Consider the following 15466-nt stretch of genomic DNA (forward strand, 5'->3'; position numbering starts at 1 on the left):
AACTAGGAGGGATTTTCTTGCTAATGCCATTACTCAAAACAATGCGTCCGCGCCAGTGGACTAAGAACGGATTTGTTTTTGTCGCTCTCTTTTTTGATGGCAAGCTGCTAAGGCTGGAGAGTTTGCTACCCACCATTGGCGCATTTGTTTTGCTTTGCCTCATGTCTAGTGCTGTTTACATCATGAACGACCTGGCAGACATTGAAAATGACCGTCAGCATCCCGTCAAGAAAAACAGACCGCTGCCTGCTGGCATACTCAACCCACAAGTAGCACAAATTGCGGCCGTTGTTTTTGCCCTAGGTAGTCTGGCGGCCGGATTTTTGCTGAATTGGCAGTTTGGGCTGGTGCTACTCGCATATCTCCTCAGCCAAATTGCCTATTCATTTTGGCTTAAGCATGTGGTGCTGCTAGACATTACAATCGTGACCGCAGGCTTTGTACTGCGCATTGCCGCTGGCGTCACGATCATCGACGTACAGCGATTTTCGCCCTGGCTCTACCTGTTTGGCGGCTTTTTGGCCCTGTTCATGGTGCTGGGCAAGCGACGGCATGAACTTACGCTGCTGGGTGATAATGCCAACAGCCACCGCGCCATCCTCCAAGAGTACAATCTAGACCTCATTGACCGGCTGCTGGGCATTGTAACCACCAGTGCGGTGGTATCGTACAGTCTCTACACCTTTTTGGCGGAAGGCTTGCCAGAAAACCACATGATGATGCTGACGATTCCGTTTGTGCTTTACGGCATATTCCGCTACCTCTACCTCATTCATGTACGAGAAATGGGCGGCGCACCAGAGGAAATTTTGCTGCGGGATCGCAACTTTCAGGTCTCTTTGGTTGGCTTTGCCATTGTGGTGTTCCTCACCCTTTATGTTTTTAGCTGATGATTGATTTCAACCCTGTTAGCAAGGCGTCGGCCCCCGGCAAGATCATTTTGTTTGGCGAACATGCGGTGGTATACGGCCGTCCTGCCATTGCGGCCCCCGTTTCCCAAATTCGCGCCTCCGCCTCCGTTGTCTACTCATCTAGCAACCTCTGTTTCCTCGTAGCCCCAGACTTAAATCGGCTTGATCGACTACAAGATTTACCAGAGGACAACCCCCTCGCTCGCGCCGTCTGGTTAGTGGTAAAAGCTGCCAACTTGTGGGAACCGCCAGGTGTCACTATTCGCGTTCACAGCCAAATTCCCATCGCCAGCGGCATGGGCAGCGGTGCAGCGATTACCGCCGCTATCATTCGCGCCCTAGCCAAACATTTGCAACGTGAAGATTTACAATCCAACGAGATGGTTTCGGCACTCACCTATGAAGTGGAAAAGATTTACCACGGCACGCCCAGCGGCATCGACAACACGGTGGTGGCGTACGAGCAGCCTATCTACTTTGTGCGCCAATCGCCCAAGAACCGAATTGAGCCGTTCACCGTCGCTGCTCCGCTGCGCTTTGTAGTGGCAGACACGGGTGTGCGCAGCAGCACCAAAGTAGCTGTGGGGAATGTGCGCCGTCAGTACAATGAGCAGCCAGCTAAATTTGCCAAGATTTTTGATGAATGCGGCCGTATCGCCCAAGAAGCCCGCCAAGCCATCGAAGCTGGGGACGTAGCCAAAGTGGGCCAGCTCATGACCGAAAATCACGCCTGGCTGCAAAAAATGACCGTCTCCTCCCCGGAGCTGGACAAATTAGTAGACACCGCCCTTCAAGCAGGCGCACTCGGTGCCAAGCTCAGCGGCGCAGGCCGCGGCGGCAATATGCTTGCTCTGGTAGCGGATGAGGAGATGGAAACCAACGTCACTACCGCCCTGCAAAATGCCGGAGCCAAAAACATTCTCACGACGATTCTCACCTAAGTTTTAGTTGCTCATCCAATTCGTTTAAGCGTCCTCTACGCCCCAATAATTGCACTAACTCTCGCGTTTTAGCTGATTTCGTTTGGCCAGGCAAATTTTCATACTCAATATCCAGTTTATGACACAGGTCTCTTAACTCGTCCAAATCGTATTTTTCCCGTAACAACACAACGATTTGCCGTTCTCGCCGCAAAGCAGGTGTTTCAATACCTGCTAATAGCTGTTTCACATCTAGTTCCACATCATTGAAGGGATCATAATGCTGCTCAATGCCTTTCGCTTCTAAATTGCACAGTGCGTGATATGCAATAGTCTTATCTGGATGACCAGGAATTGGGATATGTTCATTGAGAGGCAAATTGGGAAAACTACTGTGGATAGCGTGGAGCTGCATCCTAATGCTGTTAAGCAAACTACGCCGAGTAGTCTCTGTACCAGAAACAACGATAAACAATTTGCGTGCCTCTGGATCTGATCTGATTAATGCTTCATTGTCATCAAATTTTAGAACCGCACCATTAAGCCAAGAGGAGCGGGAATCTAAGACGGCCATCATACCAACCATAAAACGAGATAGGATGCTGTCTGGGAGAAATTCAGTATAGTGAATCTCCAATTGTAATAGATGGTTTTTCTGAAATTGCTCGGCTACTTTTGGTTGCTCTTTAGGTAATAAATCCGGAACGAGATATTCACTTTGCTTACTTGGAATACGAAAACAAAGCTCAAATTTTTGCATCATTCCCAAAATAAATACTTGCTGATGAGGTGGATAGATAGATGGGTCAAGAATCTCATCTAACATAGTCATTTTAAGGATTCCAGCATTATTGGCAATGCGTCGATATGGATCAGAAAGGATTTGGTAGACGGCGTCAGTGACCCATTCGGGCTTGAGAACGTGGGTGCCTTCTAATTGTCTGTAATTATCATCCTGGTAATTAAGTATGATGCCCAATCGGTGAAGAACCCTAACCCAATTGCGTTGATCAACTCGGTTTCGAACACCAGCTTCCATGCAATACTCAACATATCGCTCATACGTAATGTAATTGGCATCCATCTTCTCTAGTTGTTCCTTCAGCGTCAACCAATCAGCAGGAAAGGGATCAAATATATTTGGTAATTGAATAAGTGCAGCACCTATCGCTTCTCGTAATTTTGTTATCCCCATCCCGGTTATACAGGAAGTGGGAATAATATTTAGTAGATTGGGATATTTATACTTAAGTGCTCGCTCGTCTAGCTGTAAGGAATGTTCGTCTTGCTTATTTACAACAATGATGACCGGAGCGTAGTCACTTAGACTGCCTACCAACTTGAGCCAATGGCGCAAACGACTTTCTTGCTCTCCCGTACGTGCATTGATTACTACTAAATAAAGGCTTCGGGTAGTAAAGAAAAATTGATGAGTAGCTTGGTAAACTCCTTGTCCTCCAAAATCCCATAAGTTAAGGGTAATAGGCGTGCTGACTCCATTAGGCATAAACTTCCATTTTTGGATATCGATACCTTCTGTTTTGCCTTGTTCTTTATTGGGTGGCTCATTGTGTATGAGGCGGCGAACCAGAGCGGTTTTCCCCACGCCTCCCTGTCCAACAATAAGCATCTTTGCCTCATGTAATGGACGACGTTGGCTAAAATAAGTTCGCAGGATAAATGACGGAGAGCCTTGTAGTATCTCTTTAGAGATGCCTAATTCTGGATTGTCAAATAGGTAAAGGGTTTCCAGCTTCTTCAAGTTTATCAACTCGTCTGGCAACCGCGTTAGCTGATTGTGAGCTAAATATAGAAAACGCAGATTTTTTAGCTGGCCAATTTCGGATGGCACTTCTGTTAATAGATTATAGCTCAGATCTAGTGTATTTAGGCTAACCAAGTAACCGATCCCTTCAGGAAGTTCTGTTAATTCTCTGTCTCTTAAGTTTAACCATGTTGGAACGGCTAATTGTTTGAATTCTTCAGGGATTTCTTTTAGATTTTGCCAATCCAACTCGATCGCAGTGAGATTAATTAATTCGCCTATCTCTTTAGGAACATCTATAAACGGATTACGGCTCAAATCGAGCAAGGTTAAATTGGTTAACTTACCTATCTCCGAGGGAACGGATGTTATTGAATTCCCATTCAAGTTTAGCTTGGTTAGCTTGGTTAGCTGGCCTATTTCTGCTGGTATAGTCGTTAATTGATTGTTACTCGCGTCAAGGGAAGTCAAATTAGTTAAATGGCTGATTCCTACGGGGAGGGTTTCTAATCTTTTTCCCGACAGGTTCAGTGATATTGGAACAGCCAGTTGTTCGAATTCTTTAGGAATCTCTTTTAGATTTTGCCAATCCAACTCGATCGCAGTGAGATTAATTAATTCGCCTATCTCTTTAGGAACATCTATAAACGGATTACGGCTCAAATCGAGCAAGGTTAAATTGGTTAACTTACCTATCTCCGAGGGAACGGATGTTATTGAATTCCCATTCAAGTTTAGCTTGGTTAGTTTGGTTAGCTGGCCTATTTCTGACAGCAAGGTAGTTAACTGATTATTGCCTAAGTCTAGCAAAGTCAATTTGGCGAGTCGGCCTATCTCCGTGAGAAAAGATGTTATTGAATTCCCGCTCAAGTTTAGCTTGGTCAACTCAGTTAGCTGGCCTATTTCTGACGGCAGGGTCGTTAACTTGTTATTGCTTAAATCTAACAAAGTCAATTTGGCGGGTCGGCCTATCTCCGAGGGAACGGATGTTATTGAATTCCCACTCAAGTTTAGCTTGGTTAGCTTGGTTAGCTGGCCTATTTCTGCTGGTATAGTCGTTAATTGATTGTTACTCGCGTCAAGGGAAGTCAAATTAGTTAAATGGCTGATTCCTACGGGGAGGATTTCTAATCTTTTTCCCGACAGGTTCAGTGATATTGGAACAGCCAATTGTTCGAATTCTTCAGGAATCTGTTTTAGATTTTGCCAATCTAATTCAAGAGATGTGAGTTGAGTTAAATGGCCTAACTCTGCTGGAATCGACATAAGAGAATTACCTCTGAGATCAATTGATGTCAAGTTAGACAGTTGACCAATTTCTGAGGGGATTTCCGTTATATTATTATTTCCAAGATCAAGTGAATTGAGGCGCGATAGTTTGCCTATTTCTGATGGAACCACTGTTACGTCATTCACGCTAATGTCAAGGTATATCAAATTTCTCAGTTGGCTTATCTCTGCTGGTATTTTCTCTAATGCATTAAAACTCAGGTTAAGCTCAACTAAGTTCTCTAATTGAAAAAGGCTTGATGGTAAAGCAGCCAATTGGTTAAAGCTCAAATCAAGCGAGATTAGATTTTTCAATTGACAAATTTCAGATGGAAGATCGAGGATGTCTTGGTTACTTAGGTCTAATTTGTCCCATTTTTCAGCTAAGGCTTGGCTAATAATCTGTTGCAAATCTTTCTTATTCATTTGGGATCCTCACACAGAATGTGGCACCATTCAATTTGATGATTTTATTCTAAACTGCCTAGTGCCAATAGTGCAACGTTATTCTTTAAATCTGATGAGGCCCGTGGCAGATGCCTACACCATAGGTTATGATACAATTGCACATTCACAGTTCTGCTGAAACCTTTCAGGAGTGACCATGTCTGAAAATGAAACTGCTCAACAAGAGGGAACCCTCGGCATGATAGATATTTCGACAACGGCCGTTACCACCATCGCCGGCCAAGCCATCAACCAATGCTACGGCGTGGTGGGCATGGCTAATAAGAATCTGGCCAACGGCATTGCCAACTTGCTCTCCCGCGATAGCAAAAGAGGCATTGCAGTTGCCATTGAAGATGGTGTCATCACCATTGACGTGTACGTCATTGTGGAATACGGCGTCCGCATCCGCGCCGTGGCCGAAAGCATCCAGCACACCGTCAAATTTCACGTTGAAAAAGCACTCAACATGCCCGTCAATGCCGTCAACGTCTACGTGCAAGGCTTGCGGATGAGCAAAGAGAACAACTAAATTACCGAATTACCGAATTACCCAATTACAAAACTGCAACTTAGTAATTGGGTAATTGCGTAATTGGGCTTTCGGAGAAGAATTCGTGACACAAACGCAAACCCCAGAGGCCACCCAGACGGCACCGCCGCCCAAATGGTTACAGTGCAACGGCCACCAACTGAAAAAACTGGCCCACGCCGCCCTCGTCTGGTTGGATCAGAACCACCAACACGTCAATGCGCTCAACGTATTCCCTGTGCCGGATGGCGACACCGGTACCAACATGCTGCTCACCATGCGCTCGGCCTACAACCGCGTGCAGGACAGTGACGAAACCCACGTGGGCAAAATGGCAGAGACGTTGGCTCACGGTGCCCTCATGGGCGCGCGTGGCAATTCTGGCGTTATTCTTAGCCAAATTTGGCGCGGACTGGCCAAGGGGTTAAAAGGCAAAGAAACGTTCGATGCTCAGGATTTGGCCGATGCCCTGCAAGCCGCCTCTGACACAGCTTACGGTGGCGTGATGAAACCGGTCGAAGGCACAATTCTTACCGTGATTCGGGAAGGTGCCAGCGAAGCGGCCGACGCCGCCAAAAAGAGCCTGGATTTGCGCTTTTTGCTTGAGCGGGTGCTGGAACGGTGTAAACAAGCATTGGAACGCACCCCGGAGCAGCTAGCCATCCTAAAACAAGCAGGCGTTGTCGATTCTGGTGGGCAAGGTTTGGTCTACATTTTGGAAGGAATGCTGCGTTATGTACATGGCCTCATGAATGGCCTTAAGCTCACGGCCGTTCCTGGCAGCAACAACGTCGGTGCCAATCATCAAATATCTGCTCAAGAACTGGCCATGCCTGAAGGTGGCTCGATTGAAAATCCGTACGACGTGCAGTTCATCCTGCTGGGTGAAAACCTGAATGTAAACGAAGTGCGTGACCGCATCGACGCAATGGGCGACTCCACCGTAGTGGTAGGGGATGAAACGACCATCAAGGTTCACATTCACGTTCAAGACCCCGGTGTGCCCCTTTCTTACGGCAGTAGTCTGGGGCAAATTACGGACGTGGTTGTTGAAAATATGCAGATGCAGATGGAGGAGATTGTCCATGCACCTGCGGCAGCAACGGCCGTTCCCGCCACGCCCCCCATCATCAAACCGACCGTCCAACCGGGGCAGGTTGGCGTGGTGGCCGTCGCCGCTGGTGAGGGGCTGGCCGAAATTTTCCGCAGCATGAATGTCTCTTACGTCGTCAATGGGGGCCAAACCAACAATCCCAGCATCGAGGAGCTGTTTCAGGCCATTCAGGATGTGCCCACCGACAAGGTAATCATCCTGCCCAACAACAAAAACATCATTCTGGCGGCCGAAGCTGCCCGCGACCTCAGCCCCAAAAATGTGATGGTAGTGCCGACCAAAACTGCACCGCAGGGTCTTAGTGCCATGCTGGGGCTTAACCCAGATGGCGAGTTGGAAGCAGTGACCACTGCCATGACTGAGGCATCCGAAGAAGTGGCTACCGGAGAGATTACCCGCGCCACCCGTACCGTCACGCTGGATGGCGTTGAGGTAAATGAAGGCGAGTTTATTGGGCTGGTGGACGGCCGTCTTTGCACATCTGGTCCTGAATTGGCAGGGGTATTAACGGCCGTTCTCACAGCTATGGAAATGGAAGACCGGGAACTGCTCTCGCTGTACTACGGACAAGACATTTCGGAAGCAGAAGCTAGCGAACTGGCCGAGCAAATCGAAGCCCAGTACGAAGATGTGGAAATTGAGCTGCTGCCCGGTGGTCAACCGTACTATTTTTACATTTTAGGGGCAGAATAACCCCTCAAGTGGGAGATGGCCGGAGAGTGGGTTAAAAAATCCAATTATGACCATTAAAATTGTCACCGATAGTGCCTGCGACGTACCACCAGAACTCGCCGAAAAACTTGACATCACCATTGTGCCTGTCTACCTGAACATTGGCGAACACAGCTATTTGGAAGGGATAGAGATGAGCCGGGAACAATTTTACGGCCGTCTCAAAACGTTCTCAGAGTACCCCACCACAGCTGCACCGGCCGTTGGCACTTTTACCCAGCTTTACGAACAGCTCACGGTCGGCGGAGCCAGCCAAATCCTGTCCATGCACATTGCCCACGACCTAAGTGCCACCTACAACGCCGCCCGCGTGGGGGCCACCGCCGCTGAGTCTGCGCCCGTCACACTATTCGACACCCGCCAGATCACGCTGGGTGCCGGGCTGCTGGTGCTGCTGGCTGCCGAAGCCGCCAAAGCTGGACGCAGCCTGACCGACATTATGGCCATGCTTAATGAAAAGGTGAGTTGCACCCGCGTTTTTGGTATGATCGATTCGTTGGAAGCATTGCACCGCAGCGGCCGCGTCAGTTGGGCACAGTTTGGCATTGGTTCTCTGCTGCAAATTAAACCGATTATGATGATTGCCGATGGCGTCATTTCGGCCGCAGCCAAGGTGCGCACTCGCAAACGTGCGCTCGGCCAAATGCTCAAGCTGGTTTCAGAGCTCGCTCCGTTCGAGCGGCTGGCAATCATCCACGTCAATGCCCAGGCAGCCGCTGAGGAACTTTATCAACTTTCCAGCGATCTCTTTGCCAACTTCTCAGACACAGCACCGATGATTCAGGGAATCACCCCCGCCGTTGGCACCCATTTGGGCGTTGGGGCCGTAGGTTTTGCGGCCGTTTCTGCCCAACAAAAAATGTAAAAAGGAGATTGGAGATCAGAGACTGGAGATTCGTTCAATCTCTAAATCTCCAACTCCCAATCTCCACTTGTAGGATAAACTTTCTCGTATGAAAAACGCTTTAAAACGATTAAAACGTGTATTGGATTTAGAAACCAGCCAGGGATTCAAAAACAAAGCCGTGGTTGGTGGTATTCGTCAATTTGCTACTTTTTGGGTGGGGCAAGCCCGTGAAGTTGCCCAAACCGAGATGGACAAGGCGTTGGTGGAGCAAGTGGCAGAAGTTTTGTCTGATTACGGCCGTCTACCCGGTACCGAAGCACGCGCCAAAGTCATTGAACAGCTACAAAACAAGCTGACGCTGCGGCGTGAACAGAAGCCAGCTCCGGCCGAAGCGGATGCCCCATCAGCCACAAAATCAGCGACGCCAGCCGAAACGGCCACTGTGTCACCACCGCCCAGCCAGGAGAGCCGCAAGCCTCAGCAAAAAAATCTGCGACGCGAACCACTGCCCCCCCGCAAAGGAAAACCGGGCAAATGGGGGCGGCGCCCCGCCAGCCGCCAGCCCGTAGACCCCGATCCCGAAGGATTGGCGCAATCGGTAACGGCCGTTCGCGGCATTGGCCCCAAGCTGGCCGAACATTTAGCCAAAATTGGGGCAACCACCATTGAAGAGCTCCTGTACATCTTCCCGCGCCGCTTTGACGACTACACTCTGATGAAGCCAATCCACAAGCTGGCCTACGGCGAAACGGTCACCGTCATCGGTACCGTTTGGGAAACGCGTGCCCGCCGCAGTCGCAATAACCAAATCATTGTGCAATCAGTCATCAGTGACGGCACTGGCAAGGTGCAGGCCACCTGGTTCAACCAAAAATGGCTCGTTGATAAGCTGAAAGCCGGGATGCAAATTGTCATCAGCGGCAAGGTAGAACAATATCTGGGTCGCCCCGTTTTCAACTCGCCTGAATGGGAGCCGCTGGAGCTAGAACCGCTGCGCACCCGCCGCATCGTACCTATTTACCCGCTCACGCAGGGCCTCAGCAGCAACCGAATGCGAGACATCATGCGCAGCACGGTGAACTATTGGGCACCGCGCGTGCCAGACCCGCTGCCAACCAGCGTGCGCCAACGGCAAAAGCTGGAAACATTGCCAGAAGCGTTGCAGCAACACCACTTCCCAGACAGCCAGCATGCCCTCCATGAAGCCCGCCGCCGCCTCATTTTTGATGAACTATTCTTGCTCCAGCTTGGGATGCAAGGATTCAAGCACGAATGGCAGTCGCAGCCAGGCGTAGAAATTGGAAAGGATACGGCCGTACTTAACCAGTTCCAACAAAGCCTACCCTACACTCTCACCAACGCGCAGCAAACCGTCATTCAGGAAATTGCTGACGACATGGCTAATAGCATCCCCATGAACCGGCTGCTGCAAGGGGATGTGGGCGCAGGTAAGACCGTCGTCGCTGCTTCTGCGCTGCTGCTGGCGGCCAAAGCGGGCTACCAATCTACCCTCATGGCTCCCACCGAAATCTTGGCCGAGCAGCACTTTAAGGGCTTGCAGCCCCTGCTAGAGCCACTCGGCGTGCGCCTTTGCCTGCTCACAGGCAGCACCCCCGCTGCCGAAAAAGCAACCATTTATGAAGCATTGGCCAGCGGCGAAATCGATCTGGCCATTGGCACCCACGCCCTCATCCAAGAGGCCGTCAGCTTCCACAAGCTGGCTTTGGCCATTGTGGATGAGCAGCACCGCTTTGGCGTGGATCAGCGGCAAGCCCTGCGCGACAAAGGGCCAGCCAGCGGTGAATACAGCCCCCACTTACTCACCATGAGTGCCACGCCCATCCCCCGCTCCCTGGCACTGTCTCTCTACGGCGACCTGGACCTTTCCATTTTGGATGAGATGCCGCCGGGTCGTCAGGAAATTAAAACACGCTGGATTCGCACCCGTGAGCGGGAACGCGCCTACGCCTTCATCCGCAAGCAAATCGAAGACGGCCGTCAGGCCTACATCATTTACCCGCTGGTTGAAGAGAGTGACAAGGTAGATGCCAAAGCGGCCGTTGCGGAGCATGAGCGACTGCAAAGCAAGATATTCCCGGATTTGCAAGTGGGGTTGATACACGGCCGTTTGTCCAGCAGCGAAAAAGAAAGCGTCATGCGAGACTTTCACGAAGGTAAACTCAACATTCTCGTCTCGACGTCCGTCATCGAAGTGGGCGTAGACGTACCCAACAGCACTGTCATGCTCATCGACGGCGCCAACCGCTTTGGCCTGGCCCAGCTCCATCAATTTCGCGGGCGCGTGGGGCGTGGCCAGCACCAATCCTACTGCATCCTCGTCGCCGACAGCGACACGCCCGACGCCGAAGAGCGGCTGAGTGCCCTCACCCAAACCAACGATGGCTTTGCTCTCGCCGAGAAAGATTTAGAGATTCGTGGCCCTGGTGAATTTTTCGGCCGTCGCCAAAGCGGCTTACCAGAATTAAAGTTGGCCTCTCTGCTAGACATGGATATGCTAAAAATTGCCCAAACCGAAGCCCAAACTATCGCCGAGGCCGATCCGAATCTGGCACAGCCAGAACACCAATTACTGCGCCAGCGCGTCGCCAAATTCTGGCAGAATGCAGGAGATGTAAGTTAGTTTTAGCGGTTAGCGGCTAATGCTTGACTAGCAACTAACCCCCAGCCACTACCTTAGGAGAAACCATTTGATTACCGCACTCTACCCTGGCACATTCGATCCCGTTCATTACGGCCACATAGACCTCATGGTTCGTGGGGCAGCACTCTTCGATAAGCTCATCGTCGCCGTCTACGATCACAGAATCCCTACGAAATCCATTCTCTTTTCAGTGGATGAGCGCGTTGCCATGATCCAGGAAGCATTGCACGGCCGTAACATAGAAAACATCCTTGTAAGCAGCTTTAGCGGCCTGGCTGTAGATTTTGCCCGCAAAATGAACGCCACCGTGTTTGTGCGCGGCTTGCGGGTTTTTTCAGACTTTGAGCTAGAGTTCCGCTTGGCCATGGCCAACAAAAGGCTTGCGCCAGAAATTGAAACTGTTAGCCTCATCACCCAGGGAGATCACTCATTTTTAAGCGGCACAACCGTCCGCGAAATCGCCTCACTCGGCGGCGACGTAAGCAGCATGGTGCCACCCAACGTTGCGGCCGCACTGTACAAACAGTTCAATGGTCAAGATACAGATTCATTCAGCCGTCCTGTGCCATTGCGTGATTAATCACTTAGCCACTATAATTAGTAAATCACAGAAAGTAGTTTGAAAAGCAAAGGGCGATTTCTCTGTGATTTGCTCAGGTAAAAACCAATTTTGCGCTCATCCTAATTCATAATTCTTTTTGGTTTTTACATATTTGCGGTTTCTGAAAAGTTTAGAAGAGAAGTGAATCAATAAAGTTCCACAAAATGGGATAATAGTATGGACATTCAACATTTGGTCGATAGATTAGAGCAAGCACTCAACGACAGCCCTCGCATACCGCTCAGTGCCAATTTAGTTGTGAATGAAGATCGTGTCTTCAGCATTATTGACCAAATGCGCGTCGCTGTGCCAGAAGAAGTGAAACGAGCCAATCGGATTGAGGCAGAAAAAGATCGGATTCTGGCCCAAGCCAAAGAAGAAGCAGAGCGCATTCGAGAGTTAGCCAAACAAGAAGCGGGTGAGTTGGTTAAGCGAGATGCCATCACCATGTCCTCACAGCAGCGGGCGGACAATATTTTGGAGCGGGCCCGCCGGGATGCAGAAGCGTTGCGCCACGATGCCGATGCGTACGTGATGGAAGTGCTTATCAAGCTAGAAGAAGATTTAATGCGTTCCCTGTCGGTGGTGCGCAATGGGCTTAACAAAGTTCAACGCGAGCAAGAATCGGCCAGCACTGCTGGCGCAGATTAGTTGAAAAGCCCCTGAAATTATCTTGACAGTCGAGCAGGCACGGCTATAATTGCCAGTCGCGGCGCAAATGCCGCTTGTTTTTTGTTAAATAACGAACTTATTAGCAGGTTACGTCTGTTTTGCAGATAAATAACCTGAATCTAGTTTAGAGAGGATGTTGTCATGGGTGCTGTACCAAAGCGAAGAATTTCCAAAGCGCGTCGCGGTCGTCGGCGGGCACACGATTCATTAAAGACATTTCACCTGGTGGAATGCCCGGATTGCGGCAAAATGAAGCGTTCCCACCACGTTTGCCTTGAGTGCGGCAAATACAATGGGCGCCAGGTTTTACCGGTTGCCGAAGTGTAATTTATTTGGAAAAGAGGCCGTCAGCAAACGGCCTTTATCTTTTTTGGACGTTTTCAAGTGAGTAGTGCATATCTTTTCCCTGGACAAGGGTCGCAGCACGTGGGCATGGGGTTGGAACTTTACCAAAATACCTCAGAGGCGCGTGCTGTTTTTGATCAGGCCGATGAACTTTTGGGCTTTGCGCTTTCCAAGCTCTGTTTTGAGGGGCCGGAAGAAACGCTAACCGATACGGTCAACCAGCAGCCAGCCTTATTTGTAACAAGCCTGGCTATGTGGCGGCGTATGCAGGCCCAAGGGTGGGAGATGCCCGCGTTTGTGGCTGGGCACAGTTTGGGGGAGCTTTCAGCGTTAACGGCCGTAAATGCACTCTCTTTTGCCGATGGGTTACGCCTGGTACGGCAGCGCGGCGAGTTGATGAAAGCAGCAGGAGAACGGGAACCGGGAGCTATGGCCGCCATCCTCGCTTTAGATATTCCGACGGTACAACAAATTTGTGAGCAAGCCAGCAATGAAAATAGTGCGGTGCAGGTAGCGAATGACAACTGTCCGGGGCAAGTGGTTATCTCTGGCGATGAAGCGGCTCTGACCCATGCCATGACGCTGGCAGAAGAAGCGAAAGCACGCAAAGTGGTGAAGCTACCCATCACCATTGCCGCCCATTCCCGGCTGATGGCCTCAGCGGCCGAAGCATTTGCCCAGGCGGTAGATGCTACTCCAATCCAGACTCCTGCTGCCCCTGTAATTGCCAACGTCACAGCGCAGCCATTGACCACACCAGACCAGATTCGGGAAGAGCTAAAAGCGCAGCTTACGTCTGGCGTTGCCTGGACGGACTCCATGAATTATTTGCTTGAGCAGGGTGTGGAAACATTTGTAGAAGTTGGCCCTGGTGATACGCTACTGAGTTTTATGAAGCGTATTGATCGGAAGGCAAGTCGGGTTAAATTGACTTTTGGCGATAATTTGTAAGACGATTGCCAGACTACAGAAGTCTTTGAAACTTTTGTAGTCTATCAGGCAGGTGGAGGAAGGGTTGTGTCTTTGTTAGCAGGGAAAGTAGCAGTAGTAACAGGTGCCTCACGCGGCATTGGCCGGGCAATTGCCGAAGATTTGGCTGCTCACGGAGCGAAAGTTGTTATCAACTATAACGCCAGCAGCGACGCGGCGGAAGAAGTGGTGGCAGCCATTCGGGAAAATGGTGGAGAAGCAACGGCCGTTCAAGCCGATGTCTCCCAATTTGATGCAGCCCAAACACTTATTAAGATCGCCATTGACAGTTACGGGCAGATCGACATTTTGGTTAACAATGCTGGAACCACCCGCGACACGCTCCTGCTATCCATGAAAGAAGACCAGTGGAACACAGTTATCGACACCAACCTGAAAAGCGTCTTTAACTGCTGCAAAGCGGCCGTTCGCCCCATGATGCGCAAGAAGCAAGGCGGCCGCATCATCAACATCTCCTCGGTTGTTGCGTTAATTGGCCAGGGTGGGCAAACCAACTACGCCGCTTCTAAAGCTGGTATCATTGGTTTTTCCAAATCATTGGCCAAAGAGATTGGCTCCCGCGACATCACCGTAAACGTCATTACGCCGGGCTTCTTCCCCACCGCACTGACTGAGGTGTTGGATGAGGACGTCATTGAGGAGTCTAAAAAGCACATTCCGCTAGGCCGCTGGGGAAAATTGCCAGAGGTGGCGTATCTGGTATCATTTTTAGCATCAGACAAGGCTGCGTACATCACAGGTCAGGTAATTAGCGTGGATGGCGGCATTGCCATGTAACCAAGAACCTATTGCGCTAGAAGCAGGGAGCAAACAATAATGGAAAACGTACAAGAAAGCATTGGCCGCATTGAAGTTGCCCCGGACGTATTGGTAACCATTGCCCATTTCGCTACCCTGCGGGTCGAAGGGGTGGCCAAAATGGCACCAATTCCGGCAGACGTGGCGCGGCTCTTCCGCCGTGAATCCCGTCAGTCCGGCATTTTGCTTAACTTAACCGAGGATAATAAGGTTAAATTTAATATTTACGTTATAATGAGTCCGCACGTGAACATTATGGAGACCAGCAAACGCCTGCAAACGGCCGTTGCCGAAGCCATCGATACCATGGTTGGAATTTCCGTAGAAGCTGTCAACGTGCATGTGGAAGATGTTGTCTACGCTCAGGAAGAATCAACCGACTGATTCCTGACCACAGGTATGACCGTCTGTATCCTATGAAAACAAGACGTCGCGCTCGGCGCGTAACCCTGGAAACGCTTTATGAATATGACATTGCCGATCATCCACCGGGGGAGGTTCTGGAACGTCGTTTGCAGGACAACCCAATGGAAAAAACGGGGGTAGAATTTGCTTCCCGCCTCATCCAGGGCGTCATCCAGCATCAGGAAGAGATGGACACACTCATTGCCCAGTACGCGCCGGAATGGCCTTTGGACCAGATGGCCGTCATCGACCGCAATATCCTCCGTATTGCTATTTTTGAATTCTTGATTGAAGCGGAAACCCCCGTAAAAGTTGCCATCAATGAAGCGGTGGAACTGGCCAAAACGTACGGTTCAGACAGTGCGCCGCGCTTCATCAACGGCGTTTTAGGTACCTTGGCCGACCATATTCCCCAACTAAAAGAACAATTCCTTCCCGTCCCCGTTCCCGAATAAT

The 15466-nt window shown here is 50.2% G+C and carries 14 protein-coding genes; 13 read left to right on the plus strand and 1 reads right to left on the minus strand.

Going from position 1 to position 15466, the window contains the following annotated elements:
• Positions 1-23 precede the first annotated feature (23 nt).
• Both ACOQPU_RS14900 and mvk read left to right on the plus strand, forming a co-directional pair.
• Entirely contained in the window at positions 24-890 is an 867-nt protein-coding gene (locus ACOQPU_RS14900) for a decaprenyl-phosphate phosphoribosyltransferase (protein ID WP_420640623.1), read from the plus strand.
• Complete coding sequence (gene mvk, locus ACOQPU_RS14905) at positions 890-1852, plus strand: mevalonate kinase (RefSeq protein WP_420640624.1); 963 nt, start codon at positions 890-892, stop codon at positions 1850-1852. Before ACOQPU_RS14900 ends, mvk begins: the two co-directional genes overlap by 1 nt.
• On the opposite strand, the gene ACOQPU_RS14910 is transcribed toward mvk, so the two are convergent.
• A complete protein-coding gene (locus ACOQPU_RS14910) occupies positions 1845-5291 on the minus strand; it encodes a leucine-rich repeat domain-containing protein (RefSeq protein WP_420640625.1) in 3447 nt (1148 codons plus the stop codon). The genes mvk and ACOQPU_RS14910 overlap by 8 nt on opposite strands.
• Positions 5292-5469: 178 nt before the next feature.
• On the opposite strand from ACOQPU_RS14910, the gene ACOQPU_RS14915 reads away from it, so the two are divergent.
• The 11 genes from ACOQPU_RS14915 to nusB all read left to right on the plus strand — a co-directional run bounded on the left by ACOQPU_RS14915 (position 5470) and on the right by nusB (position 15465).
• A complete protein-coding gene (locus tag ACOQPU_RS14915; RefSeq protein WP_420640626.1) occupies positions 5470-5844 on the plus strand; it encodes an Asp23/Gls24 family envelope stress response protein in 375 nt (124 codons plus the stop codon).
• An 85-nt stretch (positions 5845-5929) separates the two neighbouring features.
• A complete protein-coding gene (locus tag ACOQPU_RS14920; RefSeq protein WP_420640627.1) occupies positions 5930-7651 on the plus strand; it encodes a DAK2 domain-containing protein in 1722 nt (573 codons plus the stop codon).
• Between the two features lie 46 nt (positions 7652-7697).
• Positions 7698-8555: a DegV family protein gene (locus ACOQPU_RS14925; protein ID WP_420640628.1), complete on the plus strand. Its 858-nt coding sequence runs from the start codon at positions 7698-7700 to the stop codon at positions 8553-8555.
• Positions 8556-8643: 88 nt separating this feature from the next.
• Positions 8644-11178 (plus strand): ATP-dependent DNA helicase RecG, encoded by a 2535-nt coding sequence (gene recG / locus ACOQPU_RS14930; protein WP_420640629.1) that lies wholly within the window; start codon positions 8644-8646, stop codon positions 11176-11178.
• A gap of 67 nt (positions 11179-11245) precedes the next feature.
• On the plus strand, positions 11246-11779 hold the full coding sequence (gene coaD / locus ACOQPU_RS14935; RefSeq protein ID WP_420640630.1) for a pantetheine-phosphate adenylyltransferase: 534 nt from the start codon (positions 11246-11248) through the stop codon (positions 11777-11779).
• Between the two features lie 198 nt (positions 11780-11977).
• Positions 11978-12451 carry a hypothetical protein gene (locus ACOQPU_RS14940; protein ID WP_420640631.1) on the plus strand — a complete coding sequence of 158 codons (474 nt, stop codon included), beginning with the start codon at positions 11978-11980 and terminating at the stop codon, positions 12449-12451.
• A 162-nt stretch (positions 12452-12613) separates the two neighbouring features.
• Positions 12614-12799: a 50S ribosomal protein L32 gene (gene rpmF, locus ACOQPU_RS14945; RefSeq protein WP_420640632.1), complete on the plus strand. Its 186-nt coding sequence runs from the start codon at positions 12614-12616 to the stop codon at positions 12797-12799.
• A 57-nt stretch (positions 12800-12856) separates the two neighbouring features.
• Positions 12857-13768 carry an ACP S-malonyltransferase gene (gene fabD / locus ACOQPU_RS14950; RefSeq protein WP_420640633.1) on the plus strand — a complete coding sequence of 304 codons (912 nt, stop codon included), beginning with the start codon at positions 12857-12859 and terminating at the stop codon, positions 13766-13768.
• A gap of 72 nt (positions 13769-13840) precedes the next feature.
• A complete protein-coding gene (gene fabG / locus ACOQPU_RS14955; protein WP_420645845.1) occupies positions 13841-14584 on the plus strand; it encodes a 3-oxoacyl-[acyl-carrier-protein] reductase in 744 nt (247 codons plus the stop codon).
• Positions 14585-14623: 39 nt separating this feature from the next.
• Positions 14624-14989 carry an Asp23/Gls24 family envelope stress response protein gene (locus tag ACOQPU_RS14960; RefSeq protein ID WP_420640634.1) on the plus strand — a complete coding sequence of 122 codons (366 nt, stop codon included), beginning with the start codon at positions 14624-14626 and terminating at the stop codon, positions 14987-14989.
• 32 nt (positions 14990-15021) lie between these two features.
• The gene (gene nusB, locus ACOQPU_RS14965) at positions 15022-15465 is read left to right on the plus strand and encodes a transcription antitermination factor NusB (RefSeq protein ID WP_420640635.1); all 444 of its coding nucleotides are present in this window, start codon (positions 15022-15024) and stop codon (positions 15463-15465) included.
• The last annotated feature ends 1 nt before the right edge of the window (position 15466 follow it).

Source organism: Candidatus Leptofilum sp. (genome assembly GCF_965223285.1).
Classification (GTDB): Bacteria; Chloroflexota; Anaerolineae; order Promineifilales; family Promineifilaceae; genus Leptofilum.

Bases quoted from the DNA above. Each gene is read 5' to 3' on its own strand.
- ACOQPU_RS14915 (WP_420640626.1), top strand. From the start codon at position 5,470: ATGTCTGAAAATGAAACTGCTCAACAAGAGGGAACCCTCGGCATGATA.
- nusB (WP_420640635.1), top strand. From the start codon at position 15,022: ATGAAAACAAGACGTCGCGCTCGGCGCGTAACCCTGGAAACGCTTTAT.
- ACOQPU_RS14910 (WP_420640625.1), bottom strand. From the start codon at position 5,291: ATGAATAAGAAAGATTTGCAACAGATTATTAGCCAAGCCTTAGCTGAA.
- mvk (WP_420640624.1), top strand. From the start codon at position 890: ATGATTGATTTCAACCCTGTTAGCAAGGCGTCGGCCCCCGGCAAGATC.
- recG (WP_420640629.1), top strand. From the start codon at position 8,644: ATGAAAAACGCTTTAAAACGATTAAAACGTGTATTGGATTTAGAAACC.
- ACOQPU_RS14960 (WP_420640634.1), top strand. From the start codon at position 14,624: ATGGAAAACGTACAAGAAAGCATTGGCCGCATTGAAGTTGCCCCGGAC.
- rpmF (WP_420640632.1), top strand. From the start codon at position 12,614: ATGGGTGCTGTACCAAAGCGAAGAATTTCCAAAGCGCGTCGCGGTCGT.
- ACOQPU_RS14925 (WP_420640628.1), top strand. From the start codon at position 7,698: ATGACCATTAAAATTGTCACCGATAGTGCCTGCGACGTACCACCAGAA.
- ACOQPU_RS14900 (WP_420640623.1), top strand. From the start codon at position 24: ATGCCATTACTCAAAACAATGCGTCCGCGCCAGTGGACTAAGAACGGA.
- ACOQPU_RS14940 (WP_420640631.1), top strand. From the start codon at position 11,978: ATGGACATTCAACATTTGGTCGATAGATTAGAGCAAGCACTCAACGAC.